The 23,171-nt window shown below is 69.4% G+C and carries 21 protein-coding genes; 6 read left to right on the plus strand and 15 right to left on the minus strand.

Going from position 1 to position 23,171, the window contains the following annotated elements; all coding sequences use genetic code 11:
- Positions 1 to 155 precede the first annotated feature (155 nt).
- The gene (serB, locus tag ABDZ36_RS04290; RefSeq protein ID WP_211312934.1) at positions 156 to 791 is read right to left on the minus strand and encodes a phosphoserine phosphatase SerB; all 636 of its coding nucleotides are present in this window, start codon (positions 789 to 791) and stop codon (positions 156 to 158) included.
- Positions 792 to 1,006: 215 nt separating this feature from the next.
- Between serB and serA the strand changes: the two genes are divergently transcribed.
- On the plus strand, positions 1,007 to 2,590 hold the full coding sequence (gene serA / locus ABDZ36_RS04295; RefSeq protein WP_211312935.1) for a phosphoglycerate dehydrogenase: 1,584 nt from the start codon (positions 1,007 to 1,009) through the stop codon (positions 2,588 to 2,590).
- 154 nt (positions 2,591 to 2,744) lie between these two features.
- Here serA and thrC read toward each other — a convergent pair whose 3' ends face one another.
- Positions 2,745 to 3,992, minus strand: a complete 1,248-nt coding sequence (gene thrC, locus ABDZ36_RS04300; RefSeq protein WP_211312936.1) for a threonine synthase — start codon at positions 3,990 to 3,992, stop codon at positions 2,745 to 2,747.
- 85 nt (positions 3,993 to 4,077) lie between these two features.
- Between thrC and ABDZ36_RS04305 the strand changes: the two genes are divergently transcribed.
- The gene (locus ABDZ36_RS04305) at positions 4,078 to 4,272 is read left to right on the plus strand and encodes a hypothetical protein (RefSeq protein WP_211312937.1); all 195 of its coding nucleotides are present in this window, start codon (positions 4,078 to 4,080) and stop codon (positions 4,270 to 4,272) included.
- 49 nt (positions 4,273 to 4,321) lie between these two features.
- On the opposite strand, the gene ABDZ36_RS04310 is transcribed toward ABDZ36_RS04305, so the two are convergent.
- The 9 genes from ABDZ36_RS04310 to ABDZ36_RS04350 form a co-directional block, all read right to left on the minus strand.
- Positions 4,322 to 6,547 carry a PAS domain S-box protein gene (locus ABDZ36_RS04310; protein WP_211312938.1) on the minus strand — a complete coding sequence of 742 codons (2,226 nt, stop codon included), beginning with the start codon at positions 6,545 to 6,547 and terminating at the stop codon, positions 4,322 to 4,324.
- A 43-nt stretch (positions 6,548 to 6,590) separates the two neighbouring features.
- Positions 6,591 to 7,478 carry an ornithine carbamoyltransferase gene (gene argF, locus ABDZ36_RS04315; protein WP_211312939.1) on the minus strand — a complete coding sequence of 296 codons (888 nt, stop codon included), beginning with the start codon at positions 7,476 to 7,478 and terminating at the stop codon, positions 6,591 to 6,593.
- Positions 7,475 to 8,533, minus strand: a complete 1,059-nt coding sequence (locus ABDZ36_RS04320; RefSeq protein WP_211312940.1) for a [LysW]-lysine hydrolase — start codon at positions 8,531 to 8,533, stop codon at positions 7,475 to 7,477. Before ABDZ36_RS04320 ends, argF begins: the two co-directional genes overlap by 4 nt.
- Entirely contained in the window at positions 8,530 to 9,666 is a 1,137-nt protein-coding gene (locus tag ABDZ36_RS04325; RefSeq protein ID WP_211312941.1) for an aspartate aminotransferase family protein, read from the minus strand. The genes ABDZ36_RS04320 and ABDZ36_RS04325 overlap by 4 nt, the downstream gene beginning before the upstream one ends.
- Positions 9,667 to 10,701, minus strand: a complete 1,035-nt coding sequence (gene argC / locus ABDZ36_RS04330; RefSeq protein WP_211312942.1) for an N-acetyl-gamma-glutamyl-phosphate reductase — start codon at positions 10,699 to 10,701, stop codon at positions 9,667 to 9,669.
- Positions 10,698 to 11,558 carry a lysine biosynthesis protein LysX gene (lysX, locus tag ABDZ36_RS04335; RefSeq protein WP_211312953.1) on the minus strand — a complete coding sequence of 287 codons (861 nt, stop codon included), beginning with the start codon at positions 11,556 to 11,558 and terminating at the stop codon, positions 10,698 to 10,700. Before lysX ends, argC begins: the two co-directional genes overlap by 4 nt.
- Before the next feature lie 33 nt (positions 11,559 to 11,591).
- Positions 11,592 to 11,756 (minus strand): lysine biosynthesis protein LysW, encoded by a 165-nt coding sequence (lysW, locus tag ABDZ36_RS04340; RefSeq protein ID WP_188873004.1) that lies wholly within the window; start codon positions 11,754 to 11,756, stop codon positions 11,592 to 11,594.
- Positions 11,757 to 11,995: 239 nt separating this feature from the next.
- Complete coding sequence (argH, locus tag ABDZ36_RS04345; RefSeq protein ID WP_211312943.1) at positions 11,996 to 13,462, minus strand: argininosuccinate lyase; 1,467 nt, start codon at positions 13,460 to 13,462, stop codon at positions 11,996 to 11,998.
- 2 nt (positions 13,463 to 13,464) lie between these two features.
- Complete coding sequence (locus tag ABDZ36_RS04350; RefSeq protein WP_211312944.1) at positions 13,465 to 14,688, minus strand: argininosuccinate synthase; 1,224 nt, start codon at positions 14,686 to 14,688, stop codon at positions 13,465 to 13,467.
- Positions 14,689 to 14,989: 301 nt separating this feature from the next.
- On the opposite strand from ABDZ36_RS04350, the gene ABDZ36_RS04355 reads away from it, so the two are divergent.
- Together ABDZ36_RS04355 and ABDZ36_RS04360 are read left to right on the plus strand one after the other, a co-directional pair.
- On the plus strand, positions 14,990 to 15,502 hold the full coding sequence (locus tag ABDZ36_RS04355) for a 2'-5' RNA ligase family protein (protein WP_211312945.1): 513 nt from the start codon (positions 14,990 to 14,992) through the stop codon (positions 15,500 to 15,502).
- A gap of 96 nt (positions 15,503 to 15,598) precedes the next feature.
- Positions 15,599 to 16,495 carry an NAD(P)-dependent oxidoreductase gene (locus ABDZ36_RS04360; protein ID WP_211312946.1) on the plus strand — a complete coding sequence of 299 codons (897 nt, stop codon included), beginning with the start codon at positions 15,599 to 15,601 and terminating at the stop codon, positions 16,493 to 16,495.
- Here the strand turns inward: ABDZ36_RS04360 and ABDZ36_RS04365 are convergent, their stop codons facing one another.
- From ABDZ36_RS04365 to ABDZ36_RS04380, 4 genes are all read right to left on the minus strand, one after another.
- Complete coding sequence (locus tag ABDZ36_RS04365; RefSeq protein WP_211312947.1) at positions 16,496 to 18,712, minus strand: ATP-dependent DNA helicase; 2,217 nt, start codon at positions 18,710 to 18,712, stop codon at positions 16,496 to 16,498. It abuts the gene before it with no gap.
- A gap of 208 nt (positions 18,713 to 18,920) precedes the next feature.
- Positions 18,921 to 19,481 (minus strand): dolichol kinase, encoded by a 561-nt coding sequence (locus tag ABDZ36_RS04370; RefSeq protein ID WP_211312948.1) that lies wholly within the window; start codon positions 19,479 to 19,481, stop codon positions 18,921 to 18,923.
- On the minus strand, positions 19,482 to 21,221 hold the full coding sequence (gene glyS / locus ABDZ36_RS04375; protein ID WP_211312949.1) for a glycine--tRNA ligase: 1,740 nt from the start codon (positions 21,219 to 21,221) through the stop codon (positions 19,482 to 19,484).
- A complete protein-coding gene (locus ABDZ36_RS04380; RefSeq protein WP_211312950.1) occupies positions 21,218 to 22,066 on the minus strand; it encodes a CBS domain-containing protein in 849 nt (282 codons plus the stop codon). The genes glyS and ABDZ36_RS04380 overlap by 4 nt, the downstream gene beginning before the upstream one ends.
- A gap of 396 nt (positions 22,067 to 22,462) precedes the next feature.
- Between ABDZ36_RS04380 and ABDZ36_RS04385 the strand changes: the two genes are divergently transcribed.
- Together ABDZ36_RS04385 and ABDZ36_RS04390 are read left to right on the plus strand one after the other, a co-directional pair.
- Positions 22,463 to 22,636 carry a DUF7556 family protein gene (locus tag ABDZ36_RS04385; protein WP_211312951.1) on the plus strand — a complete coding sequence of 58 codons (174 nt, stop codon included), beginning with the start codon at positions 22,463 to 22,465 and terminating at the stop codon, positions 22,634 to 22,636.
- Between the two features lie 37 nt (positions 22,637 to 22,673).
- Positions 22,674 to 23,093: a PPC domain-containing DNA-binding protein gene (locus ABDZ36_RS04390; RefSeq protein ID WP_211312952.1), complete on the plus strand. Its 420-nt coding sequence runs from the start codon at positions 22,674 to 22,676 to the stop codon at positions 23,091 to 23,093.
- The last annotated feature ends 78 nt before the right edge of the window (positions 23,094 to 23,171 follow it).

Here is a 23,171-nt window from a genome sequence, read left to right on the forward strand (position 1 = left end):
AGTCACACTCGGTCCTGCGGGCCTCGCGTGACGGCCACCGATTCGCTCGCCGGAGGCGAGACCGAGGAGGGTGCGAAGCACCCGACGACGGCTTTTGGCCGAGCTTTTGCTAGCGCTGGGCGCGCTTCGCGCGCCCGAGCGCAGCAAAAGGTCGTTTACAGAAGGCCGTCCTCCTCGAAGACGCGCGTGAGTCGCCGCATCGTGGCGACGACGACGTCGCAGTGCGGGCGGACGGCGGGCTTCGGGATGAAGCCGATCGCGTTCCCGGCGACCTTCAGCATCGGGAGGTCGTTCGCGCCGTCGCCGACCGCGACGGTGTCGTCGAGGTCAGTGTTCGTCTCCATGCAGAGCGCTTCGAGCGACTCGTCCTTCGTCCCCTCAATGAGCGGGCCCTCCGCGCCGCCGGTGAGGTGGCCGTCCGCGACGGGAAGTTCGTTCGCGACGACGTGATCGACTTCCGCGCCGTCGCGTTCAAGTGCGGCCTCGACACCGGGCGTGAAGCCGCCAGTGAGGATCGCGGTGGTGTGGCCGGCGTCGTTCAGCGCCGCAATGAGGTCGGCCGCGCCTGGGCGGAGGTACACCTGCTCGTAGGCGGCCCGCGCCTCGGCCTCGGGGAGCCCCTCCAGGAGCGCGGCGCGCTCGTAGAGCGATTCGGCGTAGGAGAGTTCGCCGCGCATCGCGCGCGTCGTGATCCCCTCGATCTCCTCTGCGACCCCGTACTGCTCGCCGAGCAGCACCATCATCTCCGAGTCCGAGAGCGTCCCGTCGAAGTCGAACGCGACCAGCGTCATGGCTCCCCGTTCGCACGCCGCCCGCCAAGTGGTTTCCGTTCCCACACCGCGTTCCACCCGAAACGAAGGGGTCATACGGTATCGCCGTGGCCGTGCGTATCACGAGCAATATATAGAGTGTACTACTCACGGTCGTGTACACGTTTGTACCGCCGACGGCGTCACGCTCCGCCGATGAGAAAAGGGTTAATGTGCCGCGCGGGTTCCTCTCGAACGTGAAGGTACTCGTCACGGACCCGATCGCGGACGCCGGCCTCGACACCCTCCGCGAGGCGGGTCACGAGGTCGAAACTGCCTACGACGTCGAGGGCGAGGCCCTCCTCGACGCCGTCTCGGACGCGAACGCCCTCATCGTTCGCTCCGGGACTGACGTGAACGAGGCGGTCTTCGAGGCCGCCCCCGACCTCGTCATCGTTGGACGCGCCGGGATCGGCGTCGACAACATCGACATCGACGCCGCCACCGATCACGGTGTCATCGTCGCGAACGCCCCCGAGGGGAACGTTCGCGCCGCCGCCGAGCACAGCGTCGCGATGGCGTTCGCCGCCGCGCGCTCCATCCCGCAGGCCCACGCGCGCCTGAAGGACGGCGAGTGGGCTAAGAGCGACTACCTCGGCACCGAGGTCAACGGCAAGACACTCGGCGTCGTCGGTCTCGGCCGTGTCGGACAGGAGGTCGCGAAGAAACTCGCCTCCCTCGGCATGGACCTCGTCGCCTACGACCCCTACATCAGCGAGGAGCGCGCCGACCAGCTCGGCGCGGACCTCGTCGATCTCGACGACTGTCTCGCTGCCGCGGACTTCCTCACCGTCCACGTTCCGCTCACGCCTGAAACCGAGAACCTCATCGACGAGGACGCCCTCGCGAACCTCGAAGGCGGCTACCTCGTCAACTGCGCGCGCGGTGGCGTCGTCGACGAGGACGCCCTCGCCGACGCCGTCAGCGACGGCGTGATGAAGGGTGCCGCGGTCGACGTCTTCGCCGAGGAGCCCCTTCCCGAGGACTCGAAGCTCCTCGACGTCGACGACATCGTCGTCACGCCCCACCTCGGGGCCTCCACGGAGGCCGCCCAAGAGCACGTCGCCGTCTCCACCGCCGAGCAGGTCGTCGCCGCGTTCGACGACGAGCCAGTCCTCAACGCGCTCAACGCGCCGTCGGTCGATGAGTCCGTCTTCCCGCGCATCGAGCCGTATATCGGCCTCACCGAGACCGCGGGGAAGGTCGCCGCACAGCTCTTCGACGGCCGCGTCGAGCGCATCGAAGTCTCCTACGCCGGCGACATCGCCGCCGAGGACCTCGATCTCGTCACTGCGAGTGCGCAGAAGGGGGTCTTCGAACCCCTCGAGTGGAACGTCAACGCCGTCAACGCCCCGCGCGTCGCCGAGGAGCGCGGCATCGAGGTCACGGAAACGAAGACCGGCTCCTCCGCGGACTTCCAGAGCCTCGTCACCGTCACCGTCGGCGACGGTGCGGACGAACTCTCCGTCTCCGGCACGCTGTTCGCCGGCGACGACCCCCGTCTCGTCTCCATCGACGGCTATCGCGTCGACGCCATTCCGCACGGCCACATGCTCATCGCGCGCAACCGCGACGAACCCGGCGTTATCGGCTTTATCGGGACCGTGCTCGGCGAGCACGACGTCAACATCGCCGGCATGTTCAACGCCCGCGAGACCGACGGCGGCGAAGCGCTCACCGTCTACAACCTCGACGAGGACCTCCCGGATGCCGCCCGCGAGGAACTCGAAGCCGACACACGCATCACTGAAGTGAAGGAGATCGAACTGAACGGGGATTAACGCGCCCATCGGGCGCGGAACCGCGAGCGGGGAGGGACGCGACCCGCAAGCGATACCGATCCCGCGGATCGGTCGGACAGCCGAACGGGGAGGGTAGTGACCGACGGATCACCGCCGGTTGCTGCACGACGTTTTTCGAGACTGCCGCCGCGTTCTATAACGCGTCGAGCACGCCGTCCGCGTCCGCAGGGACGTCAGTCGTGTCGCCGCCGGCCGCGGCCGCCGCGTCCGGGTCCTTCAGCAGGTGGCCGGTCGTGAGACAGACGACCTGTTCGTCCGACCCGATCTCGCCTTGCTCGCTGAGCTTGCGGAGTCCCGCGACGGACGCCGCGGAGGCGGGTTCGACGCCGACACCGTCGCGAGCGAGCGCGCGCTGTGCGTCGGTGATCTCGTCGTCCGTGACCGCGACCGCGGTGCCGCCCGTCGCCCGAACACCCGGCAGGGCCTTTGGCGCGTTGACGGGGTTGCCGATTCGGATCGCCGTCGCACGCGTCTCGACGTTCTCCCAGCGGCGTACCTCGTCGTTCCCCTCGCGCACGGCCTCGACCATCGGGGCCGCGCCCTCGGCCTGGACGCCGGTGAGCGCCGGCATCTCGTCTTCGTCCATCTCCCCGGCCTCGACGAGCTCGCGGAAGCACTTGTAAAGCGCCGCGGTGTTGCCCGCGTTGCCGACGGGGAGGACGATCCGATCCGGCCACTCGCCGGTGGCCGCGCGCGACTGCTCGAGGATTTCGAGGCCGATCGTCTTCTGCCCCTCCAGTCGGAATGGGTTGATCGAGTTGAGGAGGTACGCCTCACCGCGCTCGGCGAGCTCGGCGACGACGTCGAGACACGCGTCGAAGTTGCCATCGACCTCGAGGATGCGCGCGCCGTGGAGTGCGGCCTGTGCGATCTTCCCCGCCGCGACCTTCCCCGCGGGGAGGAGGACGAGGACCTCGGTGTCCGCACGCGCGCCGTAGCACGCCAGCGCCGCCGAGGTGTTCCCGGTCGACGCGCAGGCGAGTCGCCCCACGCCGAGCCGTTCGGCGACCTTCACGCCGACCGTCATGCCCCGATCCTTGAACGCGCCCGTCGGGTTCATCCCCTCGTGTTTCACGCGGACGTCCGCGACGTCGACGCCCGCCTCGATCTCCGGGACAGTGTACAGCGGCGTGTTCCCCTCCTGGATCGAGACACCCTCCTCAAGCGGTAGGGCGTCCGCGTAGCGCCAGACGCCCGTCCCCTCGAAATCGTCGAACGTCGGGTAGTCGGCGTAGCGCACCTCCAGCAAGCCGTCGCAGTCCGGACACCGATAGACCACGTCGTCGTAGGGTGCGACCGTCTCGCGACACTCCACGCACGCCAGCCAGACGCCGTCCGCCGCCACATCCGGCGTCTCGCCGCCGAGTTCCAGATCGACCATATCGGGGTTCGCACCCGAACGACCATATAGGGGACGGAGACGCGCCGTCCGAACAGTTAGGTGGCCGGGTGGCGACACGTTGACCGTGCAGCTCGCCACGCGTGTCCGTCTCGCCGCTGCCTGCTGTGTCTCCCTCGGCGTCGTCGGCGCGGGGGCGCTCCTCGCTCGCGACGGCTTTTCCCGGCCGGCGCTCCTCATCGCCTGCCTCGCCGTCGTGCTCGTCGGCGTTCTCCTCTCCCGGCGCGCCGACGCCGCCGCCTCACGGCGACCGGGGTGGTGATCGTGGCCGCTGACGGCGACCACCGGCGGATCGTCGCGGCCCGCGCGACCTACTCCACGTACCCGCCGAGCAACTTCCGTTCGGCCTCGCGCAGATGCTGGTGGAACGTCGGCGCGGCGACGCCCATGGCGTCCGCGAGCTCCTCTGCCGTGCTGTCGCGCGGCCACTCGAAATAGCCGCCGTAGTAGGCGGCCTCGAACGCCGCACGCTGGCGGTCCGTCAATCGCTCGGCGACGTCGGCCCGCGGCGCGTCGGCGTCCTCGCGCGACATCGAGCGCTGCGCGACGAGTTCCGCGTCCAGCAGCACCTCGCGGATCGACTCGGTCGCCGCCCGGAGGTCGACGCCCTGCGGGAACTCGGCAGTGAGTCGCACCCCGTCCGACCCGAAGCGGACGGTCCGAAGTCGCCCCCCGTGTCCCGTCACCGCCGCCGTGATCGGCGCGTCCGTCGTGCGCGCCTCGATCAACACGCCGTCGTCCACCTCGACGATCCGCGCGCCGTCGTACGCTGGCGCGTCCGCGAACGCCGCGAGCGCTTCCTCCCGTCCCAGCCCGTGTACCCGTGCGTAGTGGACGTACTCGCCGTCGCTCGTCGTCACCGTTCGCTCTAAGTGAAACCGTCGGGCGTCGCTCGCCACGTTCAGCGCCCCCGTCTCGTGCGACCGGTATTCGACCTGCACGACCTGCTCGCTCACGAGCGCCGCACGCCTGTCCAACGCCGCGAACGCGTGCCCGACAGTCTGCCCGAGGCGATCGAGCACCGTTCGCTCGGCCGCCTCGAAGGCGTCGCCGCGCTCCGCGCGCACCACGAGCACGCCGTACGTCCCGCCCTCGTAGCTGATCGGTACCGCACCGGCCGCCCCGTCGTCGCCGCCGTCACTCCGCGCGCTCGCCCGCGCCGCGTCGCCGTCCGCCATCCCGGTCGTCGTAACGACGCGCCCCTCGGTGAGCGCCGTCCGGACGAGCGAGTCGTCCGGGCTCGGTGCGCCTCCGGTCCCCGCCGAGGCGACTCGCGTCACGTCCGTCCCGGCCGAGCGCCCGACCCACGCGGCCGCGTACGGGCCCTCACAGAGTCCCGCCGCTACCCGCTCCTCGATGGCCGCCCGCGACGTCTGCTCGACGATCGCGTTCGAGACGTCGCTCGCCACGTCGTAGAGTTCGACGAGCCCGCCGAGGCGCTCGCGCTGGCGGCGGAGTTGGCGACGCCGCCGCTGGCGCTCCGTCACGTCCCGCATGACGCCGACGCGCCCGCCCTCGACGAACGGGCCGAATCGGACCTCGACCTGCCGCCGCTCGCCGTCCCCGCGCTCGATGGCGAACGAGATCGTCGCCTCCTCGCGGTCGCCCGCGCGCATCTCCTCCGTGAACCGCCGCGCTGCCCCGGTGACCCCGTCACCGACGACTGCCGCCGCCGATCGGCCGAGCACGTCGTCGCGCTCGACGCCGAGCAGGTCGCAGTACGCCTCGTTCACGAGCGTGAACTGCCCGTCGCCATCGAGCGCGTAGACGCCGTCCCACACCGTCTCGACGATCGCCTCGTGACACTCCAAGCGGCGCTCGCGATCGACGCGCTCGCTCACGTCGCGGAAGTAGACCGAGAGCCCGGTTTCTGAGGGGTACGCGCTCACCTCGAAGTGCGCGTCGAGCGGCGCGTAGTGCGCCGTGAACGTCACTCGCTCCTGCGTCGCCATCGCGTGCTCGTACTGTCGGCGGAAGGCGTCGGCGTCCTCGAACTCCGCCCAGACGGTCGCGCCGCGGAGCCCGTCGATGGAGCGACCCAGTAGGGCCGCCGCCCGCTCGTTGACGTACGTGACGCGCCACTCCTCGTCGAGCGCGAAGAATGCGTCCGAAACGCGCTCGAAGGTTTCGTCGAGTTCCGCGGCGAGGCGCTCTTCGTCCGTCTTCAGCCGCGTCACGTCCTCGACGTACCCCGAGAGCGTCCCGTCGGCGAGCCCCTCGCCGCGATCACGGACCCACCGCGTCTCCCCCTCGGTGGTGACGATTCGGTACGTCACGTCGTACGCCTCCCCGCCCTCGATCGCCTGCTGAACGGCGGACCACGCCGTCTCGCGGTCGGCCGGGTGGACGACGTCCGTCCCCCACGCGATCTCGCCGTCCTCGAACGCCACGCGATCGTGGCCGCACACCGTCGGTGCGCCGCTGCTCACAGCTGTCAGCGGTCGTTCGGGTTCGTTCGGCCCACGGTACAGTAGCTCCGGGAGGCGTTCGACGGCCGGCACGAGCGCGTCCCGGACGCGTCCCCCTTCAGTCGGCATCGCCCTGCGGATATGCGCTCGAACGCTATAAGTCCCTAACTTCTCACAGGAGCTCGACGAGGATACCCTTCTGCCCGTGGAGGCGGTTCTCCGCTTGCGCCCAGATGAGTTCGCGCTCCGACTCCATCACATCGTCCGTGATCTCCTCGCCGCGGTGGGCGGGCAGACAGTGCATCACGGCAGCGTCGTCCGTCTTCGCGAGCAACTCCGCGTTCAACTGGAACCCCGCGAAGTCCGCGACCTTCTCCTCTCTCTGCTCTTCCTCGCCCATGCTCACCCAGACGTCCGTGTAGACGATGTCCGCGTCCGCGACGGCCGCGTCCGGGTCGTGGCCGACCGTGATCTCGCCGTCGTACGCCGCTGCGCGCTCGACGGCGTCCGGGTTGAACTCGTAGCCCTCGGGCGTCGCCGCCGCGACGTCGAGGCCGACCATCGCCGCGCCGACGAGGAACGACGCGCCGACGTTGTTGCCGTCGCCGACCCACGCGACCGTCGTGTCCTCGAAGCCGCAGTGCTCGCGGATGGTGAGGAGGTCCGCAACGATCTGTGCGGGGTGGGCCTCGCTCGACAGCCCGTTGATCACGGGGACGTCCGCGTACTCGGCGAGTTCGAGCATGTCCTCGTGGGTCTTCACGCGCGCCATCACGCCGTCGACGTAGCCCGACAGCGCGCGCGCCGTGTCCTTGATCGGTTCGCCACGACCCAGCTGGATGTCGTCCTTGCCGAGGAAGACCGCGTGCCCGCCGAGCTCAGTCATCCCGACCTCGAAGGACACCCGGGTGCGGGTGCTCGGGCGCTCGAAGAGCATCCCGAGACTCGCCCCGGCGAGGCGCGCCGGTGGCTCCTCCTCGCCCGCCTTCAGGGCCGCGGCGGTGTCGAGGACGCGATGCAACTGCGGGACGTCGAAGTCGTCGATGTCGATGAGGTTCATGCTGTCAGCCGCTCCGCGGCCGCCGTCAGGACGGCGACGCCGCGGTCGTACTCGGTGAGGTCGATGCGTTCGTCCGGCGCGTGGTCGAGCGACGAGTCGCCCGGCCCGTAGGTCGCCATCGGGCAGTCCCACGCCCCGTGGTAGATGTTCATGTCGCTTGTGCCGGTCTTGCGCAGGTGCGTCGTCTCGCCGCCCTCGGCGCGGACGCCCGCGCGCAGCGCCGCCGCCACCGCGTTGCGCGGCGACGCCATCACGGGTGGGATGGAGTCCGTCCACTCCACGCCCACGGTGGCCTCCTCGCCGACGTACGTCGGGAGACACTCTTCAGCCGTCTCGGCCACCCCGTCGATGGTCCACGACGGTGGGACGCGGAACTGGGCGTCCACGGACGACTCGAACGCGAGGCCGTCCGCCGAGACGCCCCCGTCCATCCCGACGGGCTTCGTCGTCACCTGCTCGAAGACCGCCGATTCGCCCTCCTTCTCGAAGGCCTCCTCGACGTCGTGCCACCAGTCCATCGCGTATTCGAGGGCGTTGGGTCCGGGCCGCGACGTGTGCGCAGAGGGCGTCTCCGCCGTGAACGCGCCCTTCACGAACCCCCGATAGCCGAGCGTCACGGCGTCCCAGCCGGAGGGTTCGCCGTTGATGACGGCGTCGGGCGCGTCGCGGGTCTCCACGAGATGGCGCGCGCCGAGCGAGGTCGTCTCCTCGCCGACGACGCCGACGTAGCTCGCGCCCGTCTCGGCCGCCGCGACGGCCATCGCGGCGAGCGGTCCCTTCGCGTCGCAGGCCCCGCGGCCCCACAGCTCGCCGTCCTCCTCGCGCACCTCGATGTCGCCGGGGACGGTGTCCATGTGGCTCGTCAGGAGGACGCCGTCATCGCCCGGCGCGCGGACGTTTCCGACGTCGTCGCGATACGCCTCGCGGCCGTGCGACTCGAAGAACGTGAGGAGGCGCTCGGCGACCGCGTCCTCGTCGCCCGAGACCGACGGGGTCGACACGAGGTCGGAGAGCAGGTCGCGCGCCTCGTCCTGCGGGCGTGCCGTCGTGCTCATAGGACGTCGCGCAGGCCCTCGACGACCCGCTCGGTGTGCTCCCCCGTCACCGTTAGCGGCGGGAGGAAGCGGACGACGGTCCGTCCGGCGGGGAGCGCGAGGACGCCGTGGTTCATCGCGAGCTGCCCGATGACGGGGTTCGCGCCCGTCTTCACCTCGACGCCGACCATGAGGCCACGCCCGCGGACGTCGCGGATCGCGCCCGTCTCGTCGGCGAGGTCGGCGAGCGACTCGCGGAACGACTCGCCCACTGCGGCGGCGTTCCCCGGCACGTCCTCCGCGACGAACGTTTCGAGGGTGGCGTTCGCCGCCGCGCAGGGAACCGGCCCGCCGGAGAACGTCGAGCCGTGATTGCCGGCGTCCGCGGCGATCCACGGCTGCACCATCGTCGCGCCCATCGGCAGGCCGTTGGCGATGCCCTTCGCGGCCGTGACGATGTCGGGCGCGACGCCCGCGCCCTCGACCGCCCAGAGGTCGCCGGTGCGCCCGACGCCCGTCTGGATCTCGTCCGCGATCATCGCCGCGCCCGCGTCCGCGGTCACGTCCCGGACGTGCTGGAGGTAGCCATCCGGTGCGGGGTTGACGCCGCCCTCGCCCTGGATCGGCTCGATGATAACGGCGGCCGTCTCGTCGTCGACGGCCTCGCTCATCGCCTCCTCGTCGCCGTAGGGGACGAACTCGACGTCGCCGGCGAGCGGGCCGAAACCCTGCTTGTACTCGTCCTTCCATGTGCATGCGAGCGCGCCCATCGTCCGGCCGTGGAAGGCCTGCATCGTCGCGACAATTTTCGAGCGCCCGGTCGCGTGGCGGGCGAACTTCAGCGCCGCCTCGTTTGCTTCCGTCCCCGAGTTGGAGAGCCACACCTTCTCGCAGTCGCCGGGCGCGAGCGCCGCGAGCCGGTCGTAGAGCCCCGTCCGCACGTCCACGGGGTACGACCCCTGGACGTACGTCAGCTCGGCGGCCTGCTCGGCGACCGCGTCCGTGACGTCCGGGTGCGAGTGGCCGAGCGGCGCGCAGGCGTACGACGCCCCGAAATCGAGATACTCGTTACCGTCCGTGTCGGTCAGCGTCACGCCGTCGCCCGAGGCGATGTCGATCGGCTTCGAGCCGAAGACGAACTCCGCGCTCGACATCTACGGACTCCCCACTGGGTGGAGGCCCGTGAAGTCGAGCCCCGCGGTCTCCTCGAAGCCGAGCGCGACGTTCGCCGCGTGGAGCGCCTGCCCGGCCGATCCCTTCATCATGTTGTCGATGGCGCTGAACGCGACGATCCGGTCGTTGCGTTCGTCGCGCTCGAAGCCGACCTCCGCGTCGTTCGACCCCGCGACCGCCTTCGGTTCGGGGTAGCGATAGACGCCGGAGCCGCCCGCGACGAGACGGACGAACGGCTCCGTGTCGTACGTTTCTCTATATGCCCCCCAGAGGTCCTTCGTCGCCGGCATCTCCGCGGGGTAGACGTGGCAGGTCGCTGCCGACCCGCGCACCATGTCGACCGCGTGGACGGTGAACGACACCTGGAGGCCGAGGTAGGCCTCGATCTCCGCCTCGTGGCGGTGGCTTGTCGGCGCGTACGGGCGCACGACACCCGAGCGCTCCGGATGGCTGGACGCCGCGCCGCCGCCCGCGCCGCCCTCCGAGGAGCCGACTTTGACGTCGACGACGACCTGATCGTCGGGCGTGAGGATGCCCGCATCGACCAGCGGCTTCAGGCCGAGAATGGTCGAGGTGGCGTTACAGCCGCCGGAGGCGATGAGGTCCGCGCCCGCGAGGTTCTCGCGGTTCAACTCGGGGAGCGCGTACTCCGCGTCCGCAAGGTGTTCGGGTGCGACGTGGCCGTCGTACCAGGTATCGTACATCTCCGCCTCGGGCAGGCGGAAGTCCGCCGAGAGGTCAACGACCGTGTCGGCGAGGTCGCGATACTCCTCGATATGCTCCATCGTCACGCCGTGGGGCGTACAGACGAAGAGGACATCTACTGGTTCGAGCGCATCAGGCGCAACGAAGCGTAGGTCGAGCCCGCGGAGATTCGGGTGAACCGAGCCGACGGTCTTGTTCGCGTACTCGCGGCTCGTCGTCTGTGCGAGCTCGAACTCGGGGTGGCCGGCGAGGAGGCGTAGCATCTCGCCGCCAGTGAAGCCGCTGCCGCCGACGACGCTCGCGGACGTCACGCCGACACCTCCGTCCCGGCCTTCGTCTCGAGCCAGTCGACGACCGCTGCGGGCACGTCCGTCTCGACGGCGTCGTTCAGCGCCTTGAACTCCACCGTGTGGTTGACTTCGGGGACCGTGTATCCATCGCCGGTCTCCATGACGTCGACGCCGAGCAGGCCGCCGCCGACCGCGTCGCTCGCCTCGCGCGCGATTTCGGCGACTTCTTCGGGAATGTCGTACTCGGTGACCTCCGCGCCCTTGGCGGCGTTCGTCAGCCAGTGATCGGAGGAGCGCGCCATCGCCGCGACGGGTTCCCCATCGAGCGTGAGGACGCGCAGGTCGCGACCGGGCTTCTCCACGTACTCCTGGACGTAGAAGACCGAGTGCTCGTAGTGCCCGAGCGTCTTCTTGTGCTCCAAGACGGCCTCGGCGGCGCTCTCCGACTCGATCTTGGCGAGGAGCCGGCCCCACGAGCCCACGACGGGCTTGATGACGCAGGGATAGCCGAACTCCTCGATGGCCGCCATCGCCGAGTCGACGTCGAAGGCGACGGTCGTCGCGGGTGTCGGCACGCCCGTCGCGTCGAGTTTCACGCTCGTCTTTGCCTTGTCGGCGCAGACGTCCGCCGTTGTCGCATCGTTCACCACGGGCACGCCGTAGGACTCGCAGAACGTCGTCGCGTACTTGCTCCGCGAGGTCGCCAGACACCGGTCGAGGACGACGTCACACGCGGCGAGCGCCGCCGGCGGGTCCCCCACGCCGAACTGTTCCTTCCGGACGTCCACCTTCTCGACGTCGTGGCCTCGCTCGCGGAGTTCGCCGAGCAGGAGCTTCTCGTCCTTCCGGATACGCGAGTAGAGGAGGCCGACCTTCACGCGAACCACCCCGTGTGCGTCGTCGTCATTCCGTTATTCCCCCCAGTCCTCGGCGAGCTCGGGCGCTTCTTCGAGCGTCACCGGATCGTCGTCGGTCACTTCGAGCTCCGCGCCACACGTGCCACAGTCGACGATTTCGCCGACTTCGAGGTCGTCGTGCAGGTCGAGGTCCGCACCGCACTGGATGCATTCGGTCATACGACTCCGATTTCAGCATCCACTACCTTATAGCTGGCGAACTTACCAGAATAATTACAGTATCGCGGAGTACACCCTATCGGCGAGAGAAGCGCCGGCAGGGCGAAATGGGATCGACACGTCCCAGATTTCGTATGGTTTCCCGTCGCCCCCGTCGGGGCGGCGGTGCGAGTGGGGCCGACGCCCGTCGTCGCGTCGGCCCCACCCGTCGGTCTCGTGGTCGTCGTCGCGATCGTCGCTCACGCATGGGTCGCGACCTCCGCCGCGAGCGCATCGCGCGCGGCCTCCAGGTCGGCGGCGAGCGCGCCGACCCGATCCGTGTCCGTCGCACAGCCATCTAGCGCCGCCGCCAGCGACTCCGCGGCCGCGTCGGGGGCCGGCCCGCCCGCCGAGTCGCGCGACGCAACGCTCTCGACCGGATCGAGCGCCGCCGTGATCGCCTCCCGGTCGGCGTACGCCGCGATCTCCTCGCCGAGGACATCCTCGCACGCCCGATCCAGCGCCTCGTAGTCCGCGCCGTATTGGGAAGCCTCCGCGACGATTTCGTGGGCCGTCCGGAACGGGAGGCCGCACATCGCGAGTAGGTCCGCGACGCCCGTCGCCGTCGAAAACCCCTCGCCTGCGGCGGCTTCGAGGGTCTCGGCGGGCCACTCGGCCGTTGCCACCGCGCCCGCCGCGACGTCCGTTGCCTCGATCACGTCGTCCGCGACGCGCCACGCGTGCGGCGAGGCGTTCTGGAGGTCGCGGTTGTACGCCCGCGGGAGCCCCTTCAGGGTCGTCAGCAGGCCCTGCAATCCACCGTACGCGTCCCCCGCCGTCGAGCGCACCAGCTCGAGGGTGTCCGGGTTCTTTTTCTGGGGCATGATCGACGACGTCGAGGCGTAGTCGTCGTCCAACTCGACGAGGTCCTTATTCGCGTAGACGACGAGGTCCTCCGCGAGCCCGGAGAGCGTCGTCGCCAGCCCCGCAAACGCCGCCGTCCCCTCTACGAGGAAATCCCGTGCGGAGACGGCGTCCATCGAATTGTCGAGGACTGCGTCGAAGCCGAGTAGCTCAGCGGTGCGCTCCCTGTCGATCTCGAAGGGCGTGCCCGCGAACGCCGCCCCGCCCAGCGGTGAGCGATTCGTCCGCGCGTACGCGGCCAGTAGGCGCTCGGTGTCGCGCGCGAGCGCCGCCTCGTAGGAGAGCGCCCAGTGCGCGACCGTTGTCGGCTGGGCCGGTTGGAGGTGCGTGTACCCCGGCATCACCGTTTCGCGCTCGGCCTCCGCGACCTCGCAGAGCGCCTCGCGGGCCGCGATCGTCGTTTCGAGCGCGTCGAGGAGCGTCTCGCGGTACTCGTATCGCAGACAGGTCGCCACCTCGTCGTTGCGCGAGCGCGCCGTGTGCATCCGGCCGCCCTCCGGGCCGACGTGGTCGATGACCGCTGTCTCGATGGCCTCGTGGACGTCCTCTCCGTCCGGGAGCGCCTCGAATCCCGCGTCCGCGACGTCGTCCAGCGCCGCGAGGATCGCGCTCGCGTCGTCACCGGCGACAATCCCCTGCTCGGCGAGCATCACGACGTGTGCGCGATCGACGGCGAGGTCCGCGGCGAACAACCGGTCGTCGAACGCCATCGAGGAGAGGAATTCGCGGGCCGGCCCGCCAGCGAAGCGCTCGCGGCGCACCGCCGTCTCGGATCCCTCGCTCTCGGCCTCGCCGTCCGCCATCGTTACTCGTCCTCCCCGTCCGTCTCGAGCACCGGCTTCGCCTTGCGCTCCGCGTCGCGCGCGAGACGCGCCTGAAAGCCGTGGTACTTCGCGACGCCCGTCGCGTCCGCCTGCTCGATGCCCATGACGGTCTCCGTGTTGAAGGAGGCCGCATCCTCGGAGTAGACCGCGTACTCGCTCTCGCGGGCGACCGGGCGGGCCTGTCCGCCCTCGAACTTGATCGTCACCGTCCCGGTGACTTTCGTGTTCGACTGCATGAGGTAGGCGTCGAGCGAGTCCATTAGCGGCGTATCAAGCAGCCCCTCGTAGGCCTGCTGGGACCACTCCTCGTCGACGGTCTGCTTGAAGTCGCGCTCGTCCTTCGTCAGGACGAGGCCTTCGAGCGCCTCGTGGGCCGCGAGCAGCGTTGTCGCCGCCGGGTGCTCGTAGTTCTCGCGCACTTTCAGCCCGAGGATGCGATCCTCCATCAGGTCCGAGCGCCCGACGCCGTACGAGCCCGCAACCTCGTTCAGGTGCTCGATGAGCGCGACGGGTTCCATCGCCTCGCCGTCGACCGCGACCGGGACGCCCGCCTCGAACTCGATTTCGACGAGTTCGGTTTCGTCACTCGGCTGACTCGTCCACTCGTAGATGTCCTCCGGCGGGACGTAACTCGGGTCCTCGAGCTCGCCGCCCTCGACGGAGCGACTCCAGAGGTTCGTGTCGATCGACCACATGCCGCCGTCGCCGGCCTCGACGGGCAGGTCCTTCTCGTCGGCGTACTCGATCTCCCACTCGCGCGTGAGGCCCATCTCGCGGACCGGCGCGATGACTTCCATGTCGGTCGCGCGCCAGACGGCCTCGAAACGCAGTTGGTCGTTCCCCTTCCCCGTGCAGCCGTGCGCGAGGCCCGTACAGCCCTGCTCTTCGGCGACGTCGAGGATCGCGTTGGCGATGACGGGGCGCGCGAGCGCCGTGCCGAGCGGGTAGCCCTCGTAGTCGGCGTTCGCGCCGACCGCGTCGAAGCAGACCTCGGCGAACTCCTCGGTCGCATCGACGACGTAGTGTTCGAGCCCGAGCGCCTCGGCGGTCTCGTAGGCCTCCTCGAACTCCTCTTCGGGCTGGCCGACGTCGACGGTGACGCCGATGACGTCGTCGTAGCCGTACTCCTCTTTCAGCAGCGGGACGCAGACGGTCGTGTCGAGCCCGCCGGAGAAGGCGAGCGCGACGGTTTCGGTGTCGGACATGATGTGTGTGGTGTGGTGAGTGTGTGTAGTTATCGACGATACGCGGGGGTTCGCGGGTCGAACCTCGAACGCCGTGGGAGGAGGATGAGAGGGGTCTAGAAGGACCCCGGTCGTCGTCGACGTCGGCCGGCCGCGCCGCTCGAAGAGAAGGCGACCGTGTCGGCGGCAGGCCGTGACATCGTTGTCCTCGTCTTGCTCGGCGGGCGTATTAATCCCTTTCGAGACCGCAACGCTTGACTGGTATGGTATATCGAACCACGGACGGAAAGGCGGATACGCACGCCTCCCCTCCGATCCGCTCGTGTACAGCGTCGGCGTCCCCCTTCCGCCCGTGGTTCGCGAGCTGTTCCGCGAGCTCCGCCCGCTCCTGACCGGCTTCGAGCGCGTCCGCGAGTCGCGCGACGCGACACTCGTCGTCAAGCGCCTCGACGCCGCCGACCGCCGCGAATACCTCCGCGCCGCCCGCGAGGCGAAGGCCGCCCTCCGTGGTGCGCCCGCTTTCGAGGCCCGGATCAGCGACGTCGGCGTCTTCGAGAACCCGGCCCGTGGCCCCGGCCCGCTCGTCTACCTCGCCGTCGAGAGCCCCGGCCTCGAACGCGTCCACCGACAGCTCGTCGCCGACCTCGGTGCCGTCGATGGCCTCGAAGGCGACGACTACGTCCCGCACGTCACCCTCGCCCGCGACGGCGACGCTCGCGCCGTCGAGCGCGTCCGGGGCCACGAGTTCGAGCCCGTGACGTGGACCGTCTCCGAACTCGAGTTCTACGACGCCCGCCACGGCGAGCGCATCGAGGCCGTGCGCCTGCCGGCGTAGCGCGACCCCGAGACGCCGAGACCGGCGCTTCCCCCACGGACGCCGACCCCTCGTTGGACCCGTACGGTTTTGGTACCGCTTCCCGATGCACGATGTATGCCACGAACGATCGGTTTCGTCGGTCTCGGTATCATGGGTCTCCCGATGGCGACTAACCTCCTCGACGCCGGCTACGACGTCGTCGGCCACAACCGCTCGGACGAGCCCGAAGCGACGCTCCGCGAGCGCGGCGGCGATGTCGCGGACACCCCCCGCGAGGTGGCCGAACGCACCGAAGTCGTCTTCACCTGTCTCCCCGACACGCCCGCCGTCGAGTCGGTCGTCCGCGGTGACGACGGCCTCCTCGCCGGCTTTGACGAGGGCGACGTCTACGTCGACCACTCGACGATCAACCCCGTCGCGACGGCGGAACTTGCCGCGGACCTCGCCGACGCCGGCGTGGACATGCTCGACGCCCCGATCAGCGGCGGTGAGGAGGGTGCGATCGACGCGACGCTCTCGATTATGGTCGGCGGCGACCCCGCCGTCTTCGAGGCCTGCGCCGAATTCTTCGAGGCGACGGGCGAGACAGTCACCCACTGCGGGCCGAGCGGTGCCGGCCAGACGACGAAGGCCTGTAACCAGATCGTCGTCGCCGCCCAGATGGTCGGCGTCAGCGAGGCGCTCGTCTTCGCGCAGAAGGCCGGCGCGAACCTCGGCGCCGTCGTCGACGCGATCAGCGGCGGTGCCGCGGGCTGTTGGGCGCTCGACAACCGCGCGCCCGACATGATCCGCGGCGACTTCGACCCCGGCTTCTTCGCCGACTACCAGTACAAGGACCTCCGGATCGCCACCGACGCCGGCGAGACGTACGCCGCGCCGATGCCGCTCACCGAACTCGCCCACGAACTCTACAAGAGCATGTGCGCGAACGGGATGGGCCGCGACGACAATTCCGGCGTCATGCAGGTGATCGAGTTGCTCGCGGGCGAAGAAGCGCGCGTCGAGGGGTGATCACGGCGTGGGCGGCCCCTCGGGGCCCCACGCGTCCATGTCGCCGTAGAAGTTCAGCACGGCGAACTTCAACTTTGCAGGGTCGATGTCGACCATCTCCGCGCGCTCCTCGGCGGGGAAACTGTCGTTGACGCTGTACTTGCGCATCCGCGTGCGTGACTCCGCGGTGTAGCGTCGATCCACGAGCATCCGGACGCCGTAGTCGTCCGGCGAGCGGATGACGCGTCCGAGGGCCTGTCGCGTCTTCCGGACCGTCGGGATCTCGACGCCGTATTTCCACCCCGCATCCGGCTCCGCGAACGCCTCGTCGTAGGCGTCCTGGACGGCCTCCGCGCGGGCATCGAGGCGGGGATAGGGGACGCCGACGACCGCCACCGTCCGCGCGTCGTCGCCGTCGAAGCTCACGCCCTCCGCGAGCGTCCCCCAGAGCGAGGTGAACAGCACCGCGTCGTCGTCCGCGACGAAGCGTTCGCGCAACTCGTCGGCCGGTTCGCCGGGCCGATCGAGGTAGCACGTCCCGCCCGTGCGGTGTTCGAGGAGGCCGTGGTAGCGTTCGGCCTCGCCGTAGCTCGGGAAGAAGAACAGGCTGCTCCCGGCGGTGAACTCCGCGGCGTCCGCGAGCACGCCCGCTACCTCCTCCTGGACATCGGGATCGTCGCGGTTCGAGGAGAACAGCGGTTCGGTGTCGACCGCGAACGTCCGGCGGCGCTTCTCGGGAAAATCCAGCCCGTAGGCCATCGTCATCGGATCCTCCAGCCCGAGCAGTTCGCCCGTGACGTCGAACGGCCGGAGCGTCGCCGACATCAACACGCTCGCGTGCACGGCGTCGAAGAGCTCCGACGTGACGTCGCGCGGGATGCAGGTGTAGAGCTCCGCGCGGCCATACACCTCGTCCGTCCCTCCGTCGCGGCGTACCGCCGCCGTCGGATACTGTCCGAGCGCGTCGCCGTCGGTGAGATAGGCGTCCACGAACGTCGCGGCTTGGAGGGTTTGGCACTCCGCGCGCGTCGTCGCCTCCCCGTTCCGGTAGGCGTCCTCGTAGGCCTCGTCCAGGTCCTCGCCGAGCGAGATCGCGGCGTCGACGTCCTTCCCGATCCCGCGCCCCTCGTAGGCCTGCAGGAACGCGAGCGTCAGGTCGTCGCGTTTGTCGTCGTTCGCGACCGGGACGTCCGCCCAGTTCTCGCCGACGGCGTCGAACGACCGCGGGCCATCGCCGTGCGGGCCGATCCCGCCCTCGTACGTCTCGACGAGCGCGTCGCGGAACGCCCCGAGGACGTTTTCCGCGTACTCCGCTCGGGCGTCCGTCTCCGTCTCGCCCGCGAGCTCGGACATCGCTTCGTCGAGCGTCTGCTCCGTGAGCGCCTGCGAGGCGTGGTCGCGTGCGGCGTCCTCGACGTTGTGCGCCTCGTCGAAGACGACGACGACGTCCTCGGGATCCCGGTCCAACCACCGGAAGAACTGCGCGCGGATCCCCGGATCCAGGAGGTGGTGGTAGTTGCAGACGGCGAGGTCGACGCCCTCCATCGCGTCCTTCAGGAGCTCGTAGCCACAGAGGCCGTGCTCCTCGGCGTAGTCGTAGACGTCGTCGGGCGTCCGCACGTCGTCGTAGAGCCACGAGACGAACTCGTCGGTGTCCGTCGTGATGTTCTCGTAGTAGCGCTCGCAGACGTTCTGCTCGCGGAGGACGTCGAGTTCGTCGTCGAGCGCTTCGAGCTCGTCCACGATCGCGCTCCGGGCCTCCGCGGCGTCGTCGTCGCCCTCGCGTGCGGCGTCCAACAGCTCCTCCTGTTGGCGTTCGAGCTGGCGCTTGTCGCGCTCCGTGTCGGCGAGTTCGTAGGTGTTGTCCCGGAGCACCTGACACTCCTGGTAGTCGACGTCGATGTGACACATCGACCCCTTGCCGCGGAAGACGACGGCGCGGATGGGTTCGCCGTCGTGGATCTCGCGGGCGTCGCGGACGAACTGGCGCATCTGCTGATGAACGTTCGTCGTGATGACGACCGTCTTGTCCTCCTCGCGGGCGTGATCGAGCGCGGGCGCGAGCGACGCGAGCGTCTTGCCCGTGCCACAGGCTCCCTCGAAGAGCACGTCGCGCTTGTCGTCGAGCGCGTCCCGGATGCGGTCCATCGCCTCCCGCTGGTTCTCGTACGGCGACGGCTTCGGGAAGAAACGGAGGTACTCCGCGTCTGCGTCCGCGTCCCGGTCGCTGGCTGCCACGGACGTATCTGGGCGCGTCACGCTATAAAGTCCCGCGGTCGCTCAACTCAGTCTACGACCTCGGTCACGAGTTCGAGCAGCGTCTCGTTGTCCACGAGATAGAGCACTGCCGCGACGATCACGAGCGCGACGACGAGCACGACCGCCCACTCGATCGGCGTCATAGTGTTCGGAACACGGCCGCCCGCGGGAAACTCCTTGTGGCTGATCAGACGATCCGTAGGCCGACCCACATCGCGCTCGCCGCCACAACCGGGATGGTGAGGTTGTCGTCGATCACATGTCCCCGGACCGTCGGCGTCATCCCGTCGGCGAGCGTCGCGCCGAGCGCGCCGAGCACGCCGGGGAGGAGCGCCATTCCAGCCGTCACGGCGAGGACGAGACAGAGGCAGAACGTCGCGGCCATGACCGCGACGGGCTTGCGACCGATCCCGCCGGTGTAGAGCAGTCCGCTCAGGGGATCGGCGAACGCGAGCATCAGCATCGCGGGCGCGGCGACCGACGGCGGGAAGGCGAGGCCCGTGACCGCCATCCCGACGGCGTAGAGGAAGTAGCCCGCGAGGTTCTCCTGCTCGTACTCGCGGGTGAGTCGGTCGTACACCGCCCACTGCGCGCGTCCCGAGAGCCGTAGGTATTCGAGGGCGGCACCGAGGGCGAGCCCGCCGACGAGGACCCACTCGACCCAGCGCCACGGCGCGAGGCTGAGGAGCCACGCGAGCGGGATGCACGCACCGAGCGCGTGGATCGCGCGCCGCCCGAGCTCGGGCATTTACAGGTCGTCGAAGGTCGTCTCGCCCGCGCGGAGGTCGGCGAGGATGGACTCGAGGTCGTCGCTCGCGACGCGGACCTGCTCGGTGCTGTCACGCTCGCGCAGCGTCACGGTCTCGGGGTCGTCCTCGACGCTCTCGTAGTCGACGGTGACGCAGAACGGCGTCCCGATCTCGTCCTGCCGGCGGTAGCGCCGCCCGATGTTCCCCGAGTCGTCGTAGGTGACGTCGTACCCCGCCGCGCGGAGGTCGGCGGCGATGTCGCGGGCGCGCTCGCCCATCCCGTCCTTGTCCATCAGCGGGAAGACGGCGACGCCGGTCGGCGCGACGCTCGTGTCGAGGCGGAGGACGGTGCGTTCGCCCTCGTCGACCTCGTCCTCGTCGTAGGCGTGCGCGAGCACCGTGTAGACGGTGCGGTCGATGCCGATCGAGGGTTCGACGACGTGCGGCGTGACGTGTCGGCCCGCCTCGGTCTCCTCGGCGAACTCGAAGCCGGTTTTCTCGGTCGGAACGGTGTACTCCTCGCCGTCGACCGTGACGGTGACCTCCTCGTCCTCGAAGGCCGCACGATCGCGTTCCGCGAGCGTCGCGAGGGCGTCAGCGACGTCGGCGGCGGCCCCGCCGAACTCGGGGCCGAGATACGACATGTCGGGGTCGACGCTCGCGCGCTCGACCGTCTTCGGCTCGTCGTACTGCTTGAAGACGGTGAACGTATCGTCGGCGTGCTCGTCGTGTTTCGTGAGGTCGTAGTCGCCCCGGTAGGCGTAGCCCGCAATCTCGATCCAGTCGGGCTCCTCGCCTGCCGCGGAGACGTCCGCCTCGGCGTCCCAGCAGTCGCTCGCGTAGTGGGCGCGCTCGCCCGGCTGGTGTTGGCGATAGCGGAAGCGCTCGAAGTCGACGCCGATCGTCTCGTACCACTCCGTGGCGACGCCGAGGTAGTAGGCGACCCACGGGTCGACGATCCCCTCCGTGACGGCGTCGCCGACGGTCGTCTCGACGTAGTCTCCGTCGGGCTGGTTCTCAGCGGGGTAGAGCGTCACCTCGACGTCCGCGACCGCCGAGACGTCCGGGCCCTCGTCGTCGGGATCGACGAACAGTTCGAGCTCGGCCTGCGTGAACTCCCGCGTGCGGACGAGGGCGTTCCGCGGGCTGATCTCGTTCCGATAGGACTTCCCGACCTGCGTGACGCCGAAGGGGAGCTGCCCGCGGGCGTACTCCTTCAGGCGCGGGAACTCCACGAAGATGCCCTGTGCGGTCTCCGGGCGGAGGTAGCCGGTCTGACTCGTGCCGGGCCCGATGTTCGTCTCGAACATGAGGTTGAACTCATCGACCGGCTGGCCGGCGAGCGGCGCGCCACAGGTGGGACAGTCGATGTCGTGGGCGTCGAGGAGTGCCGCGACCTCGTCCGTCGGGAGGCTTTCCGCTTCCTCGATGTCCGTCGCGCCCTCGATGAGGTGGTCGGCGCGGTGGCTCTCGTTGCACGACGCGCACTCGACGAGCATGTCGTCGAAGCCGTCGAGGTGGCCGGAGGCCTCGAAGACGGGCTCGGGCATGACGGTCGGGGCGTCGATCTGCATGTGGCCCTCCGCGACGGCGAAGCGTTCGCGCCACGTCTCCTCGACGTGCTCCTTCAGCGACGCGCCCTGGGGGCCGTACGTATAAAAGCCGGAGACGCCGCCGTAGGCCTCGCTCGACTGGAAGAAGAACCCGCGGCGCTTGGCGAGTTCGACGAGGTCGGTCATAGCGAGGCGACGAGATCGACGTCCCGGACGATGCCGGCGAGGTCGTCGCCGCTGACGAGCGGGAGCTGCTCGACGTCGTGTTCGAGCATCCGGCGGGCGGCCTCCTGCGTCGTGCGGCGCTTGGTCAGCGTCACCGGGTCGGCCGTCATGAACTCCCGGACGGGCCCGCTCGGGATCTCGACGTTCCGCGTCGGGAAGTAGCGATTGCCGGTGGCCTTGATTCCCTCCCACTTCCACTCGTCGTCCTCGCCGGCGACGCCCGCGCCGATGTCGGCCTCACCCTCGACGACGCGTGCGACGTCGATGATGTCGGGTTCGGTGAGGACGCCCGCCATATCGGCGTCGTCGTCGAGGACGATCGTGTACGGGACGCGCGCGTGGGCGATTTCGCGCTCCGCGACGGGGAGCGGCGTGCCGGCGTACGTCGTGTTCACGTCGCGGCGTGCGAGGTCGCCGCAGGTCGCGTTGCCCGCCACGTCGCCGTCCGCGATGGCGCGCACGACGTCGGTGACGGTGACGATGCCGGCGAGCGCCTCACCGTCGACGACAGGCACGCGGCGCGCGCCCTCCGCGACCATCAGGCGGCCGGCCTCGACGATGTCGGTGTCGCCGGTGGTGGTGGGGACCTCGCGCAGCAACATCGCGAGCTGGTCCTCGTCGGGATCCTCGATCAGGTCCGTACGGGAGATCAGCCCCCGGTAGACCTCCTCGTCGCCCTCGCCTTTCACGACGGGGACGGCCGAGAAGTGGCGCTCTTGGAGGTACTCCAACACGTCGTCGCGGGTCCCCGGGAGCGAGACGGTGACTACGTCCGCTCGCGGTGTCATCACGTCGGCGACTTTCATGGCGCGGATTAGAACGCGGGTCCATTTGTAGGCTACGCACCGTGTCTCCCCGTCCAACCCCATGAGAGGGGTTAGACGGGAGACACCAGCGGTGAGATAGCGATTGTGCGGTGCGGTAGGCGGTAGTGCGGCGGTAGTGCAGGCACTGGTCCGCGGATGGATCGCGTGCCACCACACGGTGTCGGAGCCGGCTGGCCACCAATCCTAAATGGTCGTTCATTCGGTATTCTGGGAGTTTCGATATACGTTCGTCCCATTCGGATACACATTCAGATAGAACTCCTATTTCTACCCGACATACCCACTCATACGTCCACGTTTCTGGCATAAATGTACGATACTCCCGAATAACCATCGATGGTGTTAAGTAGGTGCTACCTCCTCGTATCAGATGACATGGCATCCGATACGACCGTCGTGCCGAGCGCTGACGGGAGCGCCGGTGAGGTCATGGCCGCCGTCGACGAGGACGGCGGCGTGGAGCGGTACGTCATCGCCGACGTCGAACGCGACGGGGCTTGGCTCGCCACCCCCTCCGCGGAGGCGGCGACGCTCCACGAGATGCGATAGCCACGCCCTTTTTCTCGCCCGCCCGTGATCCACGCCCATGGACGCACGGGAAGTCACGGGCGAGCGCGAGTTCGCGGTCCGCTTCGAGCACGGCGCGGAGTGGATCGCCGAGATCGAGTCCTTCGCCGCCGCGGCCGACGTCGAGGCCGGCTGGTTCCACGCGACGGGCGCGGTCGAGGACGCCGAACTCGCGTACTACGACCAGGACGCCTTCGCGTACGAGACGGTCCGTTACGACGAACCGCTTGAAGTCGCGTCGTGTACGGGGACGATCGCGCTGCGGGACGACGAGCCCGCGATCTCGGCGCACGTCGTTCTCTCGCGGCCCTCCGGGCAGTCCGTCGCGGGTGCGCTCGAACGCGCGACGGTGTTCGACGGCGAACTCTACTGCCGGACCTTCGACGACTACCTGACGCGCGACGTTGACCCTGCGGGCGGCCGGGCACTGTGGGAGTAACGCGGCGGCATAGTGACTAACGCAACTTCTGAATGAATCCGTCGAGGTGATTTTCGATCCACGAGCCTGCGAAACTCA

Source organism: Halarchaeum salinum, assembly GCF_039520965.1.
GTDB lineage: Archaea > Halobacteriota > Halobacteria > Halobacteriales > Halobacteriaceae > Halarchaeum > Halarchaeum salinum.